Below are 13,495 nucleotides of genomic sequence, written 5' to 3' on the forward strand. Positions count from 1 at the left end.
TGGAGAAATTTACTACATTAGAAAGGAGTGAATCAATGGACACCATTATCCAAATTCTATCCAGCTTGGGTCAGGGAATAATTGCGGATTTGAATCTGGTTACGTTACTGATGATTTTGGTCGGGGCGATTGTTGGGATGGTATGTGCTGCAGTTCCTGGCTTGACACTAATTACCGGTATAATCTTAGTGTTGCCATTTACTTATGTTATGGATGCTACAAATGCCATAATTTTGTTAACGTCTATCTATCTGGCGGGTACTTATGGAGGGGCATTTCCGGCGATATTATTTAAGATTCCTGGAGATCCGATTCATGTACCTTTGCTTTGGGATGGTTATCCAATGGCTCGCCAAGGACTGGGAGCAAAAGCGTTGGGTTGGACTCTAGTGGCTACGATCTCCGGTGGATTGTTTTCCGCAATCCTTTTGGTTTTAGTGTCAGCGCCCCTAGCGCAGGTCGCTCTCAAGTTTTCTAGTCCTGAGTATTTTGCTATTGTCTTTTTAGGGCTGACAAGTGTCTTGTTCTTAGGGGATGCTTCAATACGGCATAGCATTGTATCCTTGGCCTTGGGACTTTTGATATCTACAATAGGAGTCGATGCAATGTACGGGGTGGATAGATTTACGTTTAATACTGATCTGCTCCGTGGAGGTATTGATTATCTGAACGTCTTAATAGGGGTTTATGCCGTAGCGGAAATATTTTCCAGAATGGAACGGGGCTTTTCGGCGCCAAGTTTAAAACTGGTAAGTAAAGTTAATACAACATTGCCTTCGTTCGGGGAGTTCAGAAAGCTATACGCTACTTTTTTCAGGAGCAGTATTCTTGGGACCTTTATTGGTTTTGTGCCCGGAGCTGGAGCTACTATCGCTGCATTTCTCGGGTATGGCGTGGAAAAACAGGTTGGGAATAACCGGCAACAAATGGGTGAAGGAGCACCTGAAGGGATACTGTCGAGCCAATCGGCAGCTACGGCATCTGTCGGAGGTGCTATGATTCCGTTACTTACCTTGGGAATACCGGGAAGTGGCGCAACGGCTATTTTAATGGGGGCATTTTTATTGCACGGAATTCAACCCGGACCGGGAATTTTCATGAATAATGGTCCTCTAATCTATGCAATTTATGGTTCAATCTTTATTTGTTTAGCAATGATGATCTTACTTGGCTTTTTGTCCGTAAGACCTCTTATGAAAATATTAAAGGCACCGGAAGCAGTAACATCTTCATTCATTCTGGTGCTCTGTATGTTGGGAGCATATGCGCTCCGCTCGAATATACAGGACGTATGGATATTATTTAGTTTTGGATTAGTGGGTTATCTAATGCATCGGTTTAATTACCCGGCTACCCCATTAGTATTAGGAGCAATTCTTGGTCCGTTGGCGGAGAGTTCCTTTTTGACTACGATGATCAGCTTTCATAATAATTGGACTGTCTTATTTACTCGTCCGGTAAGTGCAGTATTTATGATTTTAGCTTTGATTAGTCTTTTAGTAGCAGTATTATTACCTGTGTTGAAGAGAAAAAAGGAATTAGTCAAGAATTAATCAAGAATTATCAAAACACATGATAAGAAAGTTCTGTCGAGACAACGCATGCAACTACGGCGACGACACATGACACTGCCTAGTGTCGAATACGCCATGAATGGTACGGATTCGACCGGCCGCCTTCCCCAAGGCTTGGCACCAGCTGAAGTTTCTTTTATAGAAGGGAGGCCTTGTCATGGATGAATCGAAATCATGGCAGGAACATCAAAAGTGTGAGAAGGTTATACATTCCCTAGCAAAAAGACAGTCTAGTTGCATCGCTTTTTCTCCAAACAAACACACTCATCTCCAGCAAATTTACCATTTAAATCCTTTGGTCGTTGAAGGTTTTTACTATGACTTTAATCGATTACCACCTTGCTCGGGGATATCATTTCATACTAGTCGGAACTCCTCCTTACGCGAAGGAAGCAGGACCTTACGCGGAACGACAAATGGATCCTTCATTAGTATGGCACGGACTGACTTACTGATGTAAAAGACTTGTAACACGGGTGTAGAAGATCGTTCTCTCTACACCCGTGTCTTTATTCTAGACATGTTTTCGTTAAAATTATAACCTTTGTTGTAATTGGCTAATTAATTTATAATGGTTGATATATGATGCACAGCAATCCTACAAAGAAGTGAGATTACTGACTATTCATAAACTTAGGCTATAAAGGACAAAGGGAGATGGAATGTCAATGAGCAAAATATTACGGGTGAATATGTCAACCTTGAGCCTCGTGACTGAAGAGCCCAAAGAAGAGTATCACCTGCTCGGCGGTAGAGCGTTTATTGCCAAATACATGCTGGCAGAAGTGAAGTCAACCTGTGAACCTTTAGGGCGGCATAATCGGTTAATTTTTACCCCTGGACTTCTCGGTGGGAGTAACGTTTTTAGCTCTGGGCGAATTTCTATTGGAGGTAAAAGTCCGTTAACAGGTGGAATCAAAGAAAGCAATGGGGGCGGGGTCGTTGGCATAAAGCTAGCTCGACTCGGCTATCAAGCGGTGATCATTGAGGATCTTCCTAAAGGTGCTCAGAAATATATCCTTAAAATCACGGTATCAGGCGCAGAACTGCTTCCAGATAATAGCTATTGGGGCTGTGGGGTGTATGAGACTACGGCCCGTTTGAGACAAGACTTTGGCGAGAAGTTTGCCGTTTCTTGTATTGGGCCTGCCGGCGAAAATCGCCTGCTGGCAGCCGGCATTGCTAATACAGACGCTGATGGAGTTCCAAGTCGGTACAGCGGCCGTGGGGGACTCGGCGCGGTCATGGGATCAAAAGGGCTTAAGGCCTTGGTGCTTGATGATACAGGGGCTGGTTATCATGAACCTAAACGACCCGAGGCGTTCAAAAGGGTAATTCAGGAATATGCTCAGCTTCTTAAAACATCTCCTTTAATACAAACCTATGCTGACTTTGGGACGGCTGCGTTGGTAAATGTGACCAATGCTCTTGGAGGGCTGCCGACACGTAACTTTTCCACGGGTCAATTCTCAGGAGTGGACAAGATTAGTGGGGAAACCCTACGTGAAACGATCCTCACTCGCAAGGGAAAGCCATCGCATGCCTGTATGCCGGGCTGTTTGATCAAGTGTTCGAATGTTTATGTTGATGAGCAGGGAAAAGACGTGGTTGCCCCCTTAGAATATGAAACGATTGCCCTAATGGGGTCGAATCTGGAGATCGAGGATCTCGATGTCATCGCTCGTCTCAATTATTTGTGCAACGACTATGGATTGGATACGATAGAAACAGGAGCTGCGCTCGGAGTGGCAATGGCTGGCGGACTGCTTAGCTTTGGAGACCATGAGGGGGCTATCAGTCTAGTAGAAGAAGTCGGCAAGGCAACCTTAACAGGAAGAGTTATTGGTAATGGGGCAAAGCTTGCTGGCAAGATTCTAGGGGTGCTTGAAGTCCCTGTGGTGAAAGGACAGGCCATGGCCGCTTATGAGCCACGAGCCATTAAAGGGATTGGGGTAACCTATGCGACATCTCCAATGGGTGCGGATCACACTGCCGGAAATACCATTCGGGCGAGTTTAAAACATAACGCTCCTGAGGGACAGGCAGCTTTCTCTCAGAAGGCGCAGTATGCGGTACCAGTATATGATGCCCTGGGGTTATGTGTATTTTCCATGGGAGTACTAGGAGCTCATCCGGAAATCCTCTGTCGATTGGTTAGTGCCCAGCTAGGAATGGACTATGTGTTTGAGGACCTGCAAGCGCTTGGGATGAATACTATCCAGTGGGAACGAGCCTTTAATCAAGCGGCAGGGTTTACCAATGTGAATGATCGTTTGCCGGAACACTTTACAGAGATCCCGAATTCTGCGGCTGAGAATGCTGTTTTTGACGTTTCTGAGGAAGAACTAGATAATATCCATCAAATGTCCATCTAGAGAAAAATTTGAAAGCTAGCCGTAAGCTTTGGCTTTGAGTATTGGCATGACTCAACGTTCGCGAAGGGTCGAGTAAAGGGTTCGGGAGGGGATTACTAAATTCCATATGGATAATTTGAATTTTATTTTTAAGCAGGTTTCCCATTGGAAAAGCTAACCGACTGGTTAGCTTTTATACCTTTTCAAGCTATTTTTAGTGCAACTATTTGTCTAAGAAAAGAGTATAATGGAGGCTGTACGATATTAAACAATTGGGAGATTAAGAGCATGAGTAGATTAAAGGATTTAAATTATGGAAATATAGCGGCAGGAATTGCCTCAGGCCTCTTGGCGATAACGGGTCCACCTGCCATGGTAATAGAGGCTGCTTCAAATGGTAACTTTACTACGACACAGACGATTCTCTGGATGTTCGCAGTCTATGTGTTCGGTGGGATTTTTAGCATTCTAGTGCCACTGTACTATCGTATGCCGATTGTGGGGGCCCACTCAATTACGGGTATTGCCTTTCTAACAACAGTTACGGCTCAATTTACCTATCACCAGCTCATCGGTTCCTACCTTTTTGCAGGCCTATTGATGCTGTTGATTGGCTATCTGGGTGTTTTTTCAAAGCTACTTGAATATGTACCCAAACAAATCATTGCAGTAATGTTAGCAGGAATGATCACGAAGTATATGGTTAACTATGTGGGGGCGATACACCAACTCCCGCTGATCGGTGGAATCTCCCTCCTTGCATATTTTATGTTTACCAAATTTCGAACACGGATTCCCCCAATGGTGGCGGCTATAGTGATGGGTTTAATTCTCTTACTTTTAACACAGCCCTTGAAAAGCAGTGGATTAATAACGTCCTTTGTAATTCCGATTCTTCAACTTCCAGAATTTAATCTCATGAGCTTTATTTCCGTTTCGATTCCTCTCGCCCTACTTATTTTAAGTAATGATGCTGCCGTCGGAATAGGCGCTTTGGAGCAAAATGGTTATCGGCCCCCCGTGAATCGAATCATAGCCTTAAGTGGTATTTTTACGATCATTACGAGTTTTTTCGGAGGGCAGTCTGCCAACGTGGCAGGAATGATGTCAGCTATTTGTTCAGATCAAGAGGCAGGGCCGAAAGAGAAACGATATATGGGAGCGGTTATTTCTGGATGCATCATTCTTGTGTTCGGCTTATTTGCCTGGAAGCTGGTTCCTTTGTTTCAGGCTTTACCGAAGGCGTTTATTTCAATACTGGTTGGCTTTGCCCTGTTGGGAGTGTTCGGAAATAGCTTGTCTGTTGGCTTCTCGAAGCCGACGATGAAAATGAGTGCGGCCTTTACCTTTGTCATCGCCGTATCGAGTATCACGATTTTTAATATAGGTGCTCCGGTATGGGCCTTAGTCGTTGGTACTTTCATTGCACGTTATGTTGAGCAAACTTAAGAATCAGCTTTCCGGCTTCATTAGATAGAATTTTTCCATTTGACAGAGCAACCTGACCATTGACTATGGTGAAATTAAGTCCTGTAGGGAACTCGGAGGGCTTATTGTAATCCTCCGGAGCATTAATAGTTTCGGGTTCAAATACGACTAGATCGGCACTATAGCCTTCTCTAATGAATCCTTTAGTAGGTAAGTTTAACCTAGTGGCCGGGTCTCCCGTGATTCTCTTGATACCTTCTGCCCAAGTCATGAGCTTTTTATCTCGGACATATTCTCCCAAGAACTTAGGGTATGTGCCATATAAACGGGGATGTGGTTTGCCCGTAGGAATTCCATCCGAACCTATTTGACACAACGGGTGTTTCAGCAAAGCAACAATATCTTCCTCGGAAAAAAGATTGTGCAGTACCATGGAACACCGACAATCCTCGCTAATCAAAAGTTCAGCGATCTGATCAATTATTTCATGAACGAGTTTGGTTGGTTCTAAGCCTGTTTTTCGGACTACCTGAGTCGCTGTTTGACCTTCAGCCCATTTGTTTCGCTGGTTAAAGGTCGAACTAATCATTATATTTGACCATCCCACCATCCCAACAAAGTTATCCCAACCCGGATAATCTGGCCCGTTATCATTCAATTCTGCCTTTAACCTAGCCCGCTGTTGCGGGTCCTTTAGTCTGCGAATGATTTCAGGACTACCACCTTCCTTGGCCCAAGGGGGTAGAATTTGAGACAAGAGTGTACTGCCGGCCCGATAAGGGTGTTGATCGAAGGTGACATCGACGCCATCCATCCTAGCTTGTTCCACCATTTCTATCAATGCCTGACCAGTAATACCGAACTTTGGATTAGCATAGGAGCGCATATGGGATATCTGCAACTTAATCCCGGATTCTTTGGCTACAGCTAGGGCCTCGGTCATTCCTTCACGGACTTGGCGAGAGTGGCTACGAATATGGATCATCATAATGCCATTATGAGCTGCCACTACCGAACTTAGTGCGACAAGTTCTTGTTTAGAGGCAAACATTCCTGGTAAATAAGCCAAACCATAGGAAATGCCTAAAGCTCCCTGTGACATGGCTTCTTCCACGATCATGCTCATCCTCTCCAGATCTTTTGCTGAAGGTGTGACATTTTTTAAACCTAAAACTTGGGCTCTAATAGCTCCATGCCCGATTAAAGGAGCTATGTTGTTGGGCTTTTTTACTTTATTTAAATCACATAAGAAGGATGAAAAATTGGGCCAATTCCATGTTTGAGGCAGATTTCCTAAGATTGGGGCTAGATAATTGCGCCAATCTTGCATCGTTTCCGTATGGGGAGCTGATCCGAGACCACATTGCCCAATCAGTTCAGTTGTAACCCCTTGTCTTATTCTACTTTCACGGATTGGACCAGACATAAACGGTACTAAGTCACAATGACTATGCACATCGATGAACCCCGGAGCAACCATTTGGTGGGTGGCATCGATGACGATGCTCGCATCAGTTGACAGAGCCTTAGCCACCTCTACAATCATGCCATCCTTGATCCCAATGTCATTATGATTGGGCGTATTACCCGTTCCATCCAACACTAAGCCACCAATTATTGCAATATCTAACATTAATAACAGAACCTTTCAACTAAATATTAACGTCTAATTAATCATCTACTCTACCAAAATAACTTTGATTGTTCAACTTCCGAAAAACACCTGTCCCTCTGTTTCGGGGCGCTTAGGGAATCAATTGAGGTCTATCCTCATCAATAATTTCCGAACTTTCAAAAAATCCTTTAAGTAAAGCGGCCTGAGATTGTAAAGCCATACCGTCAATATGTCTTCTATCCATCATGAGGTAATCGTTTCCGCTTTTTGAATATGGGTTTGGACCGACAGCGCATAAAACTTTGAAACCTTTATCGAGTAGATATTGGAACTTAGGGTCACCGGGTAGGACGGAACTTCCAAAGGGATAAATATATACATCGGTAAGGCCTGTCAAAGGGGCCACTTCCGTTAGCCAGCGCTGGGTATCTCTTGTCAATACAGTGAGAGGGACTTTTCTGGCATCATGGTGACCGTACCCATGGGAAGCAAAGGACCAACCTGTTTCCTTTAAGCGTTTTATGATGGTGAGGGCATGATTTTTTTCAAACTCAAAGTTGGGGGAGTCTAACTGATGGGTTCGGTACCCTAAAATCCCTTCATACCCAGTGAGCGCAAGGATACCTTTGGCTCCATTTAAGGAAAAGTCTTCGTGTTTCTGTACAAATTGATCGAGGATTGGGATGATTTCATTATCTCGAGAAGTAGTAGGTACTCCCTGTGGAGACATAGAAAAGGTGGAAATATTCCCCTGTTCATCAAGGATTAACTTATGGACTGTGCCATTCGGAATCATATATTCGTAGTAATTTAGGTCGTCAATTGAAATAATCAAAGGCTTCTTACCGGCTGGTAGTAATAAATCTTTTCTAACAGTCAGAGGCTTCCCATCTTCCGAGTTGTTGAAAATTGCATGAATATCAATCAGGATATAGTTATTTTTGTATAAAGAATCAAGAATTTTTTTAAATTCCTTGACAGTTATAAACCAGTCATTAAAGCCTTTAGATTGGTGGTCATTATCAAAAGCCAGCTCAGGATAAGCTAGTAAGGGGTGAAAAAATATGTGTTCTATTGGTCCTTGATAGAGAACCATCGCTTGGGCTTTTTTGTAATCCGTTAGCTTGGTCAATAGCTCAGTATCGTTCGGATAGTACTCGGAGATCGTCTGAAGGGCATCGTAAGCTTCTTTGTATTGTTGCTCGCTGGCAAGAGCAGCGGCAATAGCTAGGTACTCTGGGTATACAATAGCTAAACCTTCTTTGATTTTTTCCTGAGCAACTTGAAAGTCCTTTTCATCCTCTGGAATTACTTTTTGGTACAACGGTATGGACTTAAGGTAATCGTTAGTGGCGAAGTATTGATTAGCAGTGGCGAAATTCTGACGGGATTGATAATAAGATTCAAGTTTATTTTGATAGGATTTGACGGAATTTTCAAAGCCAAGTTTCTCTATGTTTTGCAGGTAGTAAGTAATTTTATCGTAATCTGCCCCAGTATCAATATAAACCTTTGTAACCTCCTTTAACTGAGAATCAATGATAGGGAGCAACTCTTTTTGGAATAAAGTAATTCCGTTATTAAATTCATAGGTTTGAAATTCGGATTTCTCCAATAAGATTTGATCTGTGATACTGGCAAATTTATTGGCTAAAATTTCGTTAATTTGAATTGCTGTGGAATCGTTTATACTTCCACGAACTAGGGCATTGATCTCATTTAACTCAGTTCGGGCATTATCATACTGGTTGTTATGAACTAGGTTCGCGAAGTTTTCAAGTTTCAAGGATAGATGGGGGGAGATTACTTGATTACCAAATAAAGTGAGTATGATCAATACGACTTGGAATGAAAGTATAGCAAAGAGGAAAAGGTAAAATCCTAAAGGTTTAAAGCGGTTTATGAGCAGAGCATTGTTGTTAGGATTATGTGGCTTAAAGTTTGGAACGTAATTCATAAAAGTCTCTCCCTCGTGTTAAAAAATACACATTTATAACAAGCTTATTTATTTTCGACAGAAAGCTTTATTTTCCTACCCAAGTCAAACAAGTTACACAAGAAGATTAGAGGAAATTTCAAAATATGTACAGTCAATTTGGGGAACAGGGGGACAAGAGTGTTGTTTCTTCTCTGTTTCTTTGTTTTGTTTCTTCGAAACAGTGTACCTGTTCCCTTGTTCCATTCCCCACTCCTGCATTGGGTGTCTTTGTTATGGATCATTTTAGGCTTGGGGACTGCTTCTTTTTTAGGGGTGGAAAATCTAACACCCGAATGTTTAAAATTGCAAATAAAAAATTCTTAACATTATGCTAATTATAGTGTATTATATAACAAATAATAAATAGGAGGCGTGATATATGAAAGAGAAACACCGTGAAGGGTTACTGGAGGAAAAACGGTTGTTTTTCCCTCCTACAGGGTTTAGCTCAAAAGCCGTAATTCAAAACCCTAATATTCACGAACTAGGACAGGAACGGACGAAGTTTTGGGACGAACAGGGAAAACGGTTGGACTGGTTTAAACCATGGAACACAGTTCTAGAATGGAATCATCCTTTTGCCAAGTGGTATGTCGGCGGAAAATTAAATGCAGCTTATAATTGCTTAGATCGACATTTAGAGGGGGCGCGTCGGAATAAAGCGGCACTAATATTTGAAGGAGAACTTGGAGATCGTAGAGTCTTAACCTATCAAGATCTTCATCGTGAGGTATCCCAGTTTGCGAATGTTCTCAAGTCTTTAGGGGTAGAAAAGGGAGACCGCGTGACAATTTATATGCCCATGATCCCAGAGACTGTGATCGCTATGCTCGCTTGTGCTAGGCTTGGAGCTCCGCATACTGTCGTATTTGGTGGATTCAGTGCGGAAGCTTTGAGGGACAGAGTCCTAGACGCTCAGGCAAAGGTTGTCGTTACATCCGATGGAAGTTATCGTCGTGGAAATATCATTCCGTTGAAAGAAAGTGTGGATCAAGCACTTCGCAATGTTACATGTGTTGAAAAAGTGATCGTTGTTCAACGGACGGGTCAGCCTGTTAATATGCAAGAAGAACGAGATATCTGGTATCACGAGGTCATTAAGAATGTCTCACTCGTCTGCCCAGCCGAACCAATGGAAGCGGATGATATGCTTTTCATTCTTTACACAAGCGGAACAACTGGAAAACCCAAAGGAGTTGTTCATACTGTTGGTGGTTATATGGTTGGAGTTTCAACAACTCATGAATGGGTATTTGACCTCAAAGAAGAAGATGTCTATTGGTGTACTGCTGATGTTGGTTGGATAACAGGACATAGTTATTTGGTGTATGGACCATTATCTAATGGTGCAACGGTTGTTATGTATGAAGGAGCGCCGGATTATCCGGAAAAGGATCGGTATTGGGAAATCATCGAGAAATATAGGGTAACAATTTTATATACTGCACCAACCGCAATTCGCACGTTTATGAAATGGGGGGAAAGTTATCCTTTAGGCAGGGATCTATCGAGTTTACGACTCTTGGGTTCGGTCGGAGAACCGATTAACCCAGAAGCTTGGATGTGGTACTATAAATATATTGGGGGAGAGCGCTGCCCCATAGTAGATACCTGGTGGCAAACGGAAACTGGTATGATTATGATGACACCCGTTCCAGGGATTACCCCTCTAAAGCCAGGATCGTGCACGATCCCGTTCCCAGGTGTCCGTTTAGAAGTAGTGGATTCTGTGGGCGATCCAGTACCGAAAGGTGAGGGGGGGTATTTAGTAGTTCGCGAGCCTTGGCCTGCGATGCTTAAAACGGTGTATGGTGATGACAAACGCTATGAGGACACGTATTGGAGCCAGTTTCCTGGTGTGTATTTTACCGGAGATGAAGCGAAATGGGATGAAGATGGTTATTTCTGGGTGATTGGTCGCGTGGATGATGTCATCAATGTCTCGGGACATCGGATTGGGACTGCGGAAGTAGAAGGTGCTTTGGTTGATCATCCATCGGTTGCTGAAGCAGCCTGCGTGGGTAGAATTCACGAAGTAAAGGGGCAAGCGGTGTTTGCCTTCGTCAGTTTAAAAGAAGGAATAGTAATCCACGATGGGCTAATTGATGAACTTAAAGCGCATGTTGTCCTAAAAATCGGTGCACTCGCCCGACCAGATGACATTTTTTTGACGGCTGAATTACCTAAGACTCGAAGCGGAAAGATTATGAGGCGTCTTCTAAAGGACATCGCAGAAGGTCGGGCAATGGGGGATACCAGCACTCTTGCAGATGTTGCGGTTATTAATTTTCTGAAAAAGAATATTGACGCCCAGAAAATCTTAGATGCGCGGAATGCTTCGATAAAAATAGGGAGGAATATGATTTTAATTCCTGACAATGCCACGTTTAATCATTGTAAGGATGAGTCTTATGATGGGTACAGTTATACAGTATGGTTCTCTACACCTGCTAAGGATGGATCACGTCATCCAGTTACCCATTTTTATTGCTTCCAGTGGATAGAAAGACTAAACTTAGCGGCCCAAGTTGGTTTGGCTATCACAAATATTATGATAAACAACAGTAGTGCTGTCGAAGCAATATTCGGAAGTGGGATGCCAGATTTTAGCCATGCGGTGATCAATGAGGGGAATATTAAGGATGACTTATCAGAGGAAGGACAAGTCTGCTTTTGTGGTTCAGAGGGCTAGGGAGACGAAATTAGAACGACTTAAAGGATACGTCTTAAATATCCAGAAGAAATCGATTGAGAAAAGGAAAGAAGAGGCTAGTTAAATTAAAGTTTGTTAAAGTTGAGAATTTTTTACCAAATTAATTATAATTCTACAATTTATACTGTATACTTTTAACAAATTCCTTGTCAGTTGGTTTATAAAGTGATAATTTATTAATAATTAATATGGAGCAAAGGCGCTCCTTAAAGATTTGGAAACAATCTTTAAGGAGCGCCTTTTTGCTTTCATTAGTTAATTTATGCACTAGAAAGGAGTAGAAAAAGTTTCATTACAGAAGAGTATTATATTGAAGGGGATGTCAAGATGAAGAAGTACAAAAATATTTTAGGCTTAGTATCTATGTTATTAGTGACTATGCTCCTGTTAACCGCGTGCGGACAAGCCACTACACCAACTACAACTACAACTACAACTACAACTACAACTACAACTACAACTACAACTACAGCTTGGAGTAGTATCATTTTAGTTAAGTCAGAAAACTCGTAATTCTGGTAAGAATAGGAAAAACGAAAGAAGGTAAATCCAGATGCGAGAATACGACAAAGACTTCAAACAAGAGGCCATCAAGTTGTCTTACGAATTAGGGACGACGGCTGCCTCAGAGAAACTGGGGATTCCAGTAACAACGCTATACTCATGGAAAAATCAATCAAAACGGTATGGAGAAGTAAGTTTTGTTGGCAGCGGACATAAACGTATTGACCCAAAAACAGCTGAAACCAAAGCAATGGAAAAGAAGATTAAAGACCTTGAAGCCGCCAATGATATTCTAAAAAGGGCCTTAGGTTTTTTCGCAGAGAGCCAAAAGAAATAGCTGCACGAGAGCTTTTTCATTGGATGTGGTTTCACAAAACTAAAGAGAAAACCAAGCACAGCATAAAAACCATGTGCAGAGTATTACTGGTTAGTGAAGCCGGATATTATAAGTGGTTAAAAAGGCAGTCCAAGCCTTACAAATACGAAGAACTTTTGGCTAAGATCCTTCAAATTCGTGCGGACAACCCGGACTATGGAGCATACAGGATTTATCTCCATTTAAAACTTTATCAAGGCTATACCGGTAGCTATTATGTAATCCTTAAGCTCTGTAAAATCAACCATCTTATGCTCAAGAAGAAACATCACTGTAGAGGAATAACCAAAGCAGATCTAGCCGCTCAAGCCAGTGCCAATCTCATCAAACAAGACTTTTCTGCAGTATCACCCAATCAAAAATGGCTTGGAGATGTCACAGAAATCCCAACGGCTGACGGAAAGCTTTATTTAGCCGCCGTATTGGATTGTTTCGATGGAAGTATCGTGGGATTTAAAATGGCAAATCACATGAGAGCCGAGCTATGTGTCGAAGCCTTTACCTCGGGTGTTAAGAGGTATCAAGCCTATGGGATGGTCTTTCATTCGGACAGGGGTAGTCAATACACAAGCGGGATCTACCGTCAAGCACTCGCCCAGCATGGTGCGAAACAGAGTATGAGCAGTACTGGTAAATGTTATGACAATGCCAGAATGGAGTCCTTTTTTGCCACATTAAAGAAAGAAAGCATCTATAAATTCAGAACCGAAACAATGAGTATGGAAAAGATTAAAAGCATAGTGTTTAGATTTATAGAAACCTATTACAATCGGAAACGAATTTACACTCCAAACGGAGGTTATCCGCCCCTAGTAATGCGTTCACAGTATTATCGAGAGCGTTTACCCCAAGCGGTGTAACAGTTAAGAGGCTTCGCCTCTTGAGTTTATCGCTTTTTGGTTCTCCTAAGGATAGAAATAAAGATACCAGGGTGATTAAATATATCCCCTGGC

9 protein-coding genes are annotated in these 13,495 nt (G+C 42.5%); 7 read left to right on the forward strand and 2 right to left on the reverse strand.

Translation table 11 applies throughout. The features are described 5' to 3' along the window. Positions 1 to 35: 35 nt before the first annotated feature. The 4 genes from ACYQ3Q_RS16830 (at position 36) to ACYQ3Q_RS16845 (ending at position 5,377) form a co-directional block, all read left to right on the forward strand. Positions 36 to 1,553, forward strand: a complete 1,518-nt coding sequence (locus tag ACYQ3Q_RS16830) for a tripartite tricarboxylate transporter permease (RefSeq protein WP_459929688.1) — start codon at positions 36 to 38, stop codon at positions 1,551 to 1,553. A gap of 178 nt (positions 1,554 to 1,731) precedes the next feature. Further along, complete coding sequence (locus ACYQ3Q_RS16835; protein WP_459929689.1) at positions 1,732 to 2,034, forward strand: hypothetical protein; 303 nt, start codon at positions 1,732 to 1,734, stop codon at positions 2,032 to 2,034. Between the two features lie 208 nt (positions 2,035 to 2,242). Continuing rightward, positions 2,243 to 3,949, forward strand: coding sequence for an aldehyde ferredoxin oxidoreductase family protein (locus tag ACYQ3Q_RS16840; RefSeq protein WP_459929690.1), 1,707 nt, complete (start codon positions 2,243 to 2,245; stop codon positions 3,947 to 3,949). A 267-nt stretch (positions 3,950 to 4,216) separates the two neighbouring features. Beyond that, positions 4,217 to 5,377: a benzoate/H(+) symporter BenE family transporter gene (locus ACYQ3Q_RS16845; RefSeq protein ID WP_459929691.1), complete on the forward strand. Its 1,161-nt coding sequence runs from the start codon at positions 4,217 to 4,219 to the stop codon at positions 5,375 to 5,377. On the opposite strand, the gene ACYQ3Q_RS16850 is transcribed toward ACYQ3Q_RS16845, so the two are convergent. Then, positions 5,349 to 6,989: an N-acyl-D-amino-acid deacylase family protein gene (locus tag ACYQ3Q_RS16850; RefSeq protein ID WP_459929692.1), complete on the reverse strand. Its 1,641-nt coding sequence runs from the start codon at positions 6,987 to 6,989 to the stop codon at positions 5,349 to 5,351. The two genes, ACYQ3Q_RS16845 and ACYQ3Q_RS16850, sit on opposite strands and share 29 nt — an antisense overlap. 112 nt (positions 6,990 to 7,101) lie before the next feature. Further along, complete coding sequence (locus ACYQ3Q_RS16855) at positions 7,102 to 8,928, reverse strand: hypothetical protein (RefSeq protein ID WP_459929693.1); 1,827 nt, start codon at positions 8,926 to 8,928, stop codon at positions 7,102 to 7,104. Between the two features lie 400 nt (positions 8,929 to 9,328). On the opposite strand from ACYQ3Q_RS16855, the gene acs reads away from it, so the two are divergent. From acs to ACYQ3Q_RS16870, 3 genes are all read left to right on the forward strand, one after another. Beyond that, positions 9,329 to 11,641 (forward strand): acetate--CoA ligase, encoded by a 2,313-nt coding sequence (acs, locus tag ACYQ3Q_RS16860; protein WP_459929694.1) that lies wholly within the window; start codon positions 9,329 to 9,331, stop codon positions 11,639 to 11,641. A gap of 574 nt (positions 11,642 to 12,215) precedes the next feature. Beyond that, positions 12,216 to 12,503 (forward strand): transposase, encoded by a 288-nt coding sequence (locus ACYQ3Q_RS16865; protein WP_459927235.1) that lies wholly within the window; start codon positions 12,216 to 12,218, stop codon positions 12,501 to 12,503. 23 nt (positions 12,504 to 12,526) lie between these two features. After that, positions 12,527 to 13,402 (forward strand): IS3 family transposase, encoded by an 876-nt coding sequence (locus ACYQ3Q_RS16870; protein ID WP_459927236.1) that lies wholly within the window; start codon positions 12,527 to 12,529, stop codon positions 13,400 to 13,402. Positions 13,403 to 13,495: the final 93 nt, after the last annotated feature.

Source organism: Desulfosporosinus burensis (genome assembly GCF_054657535.1).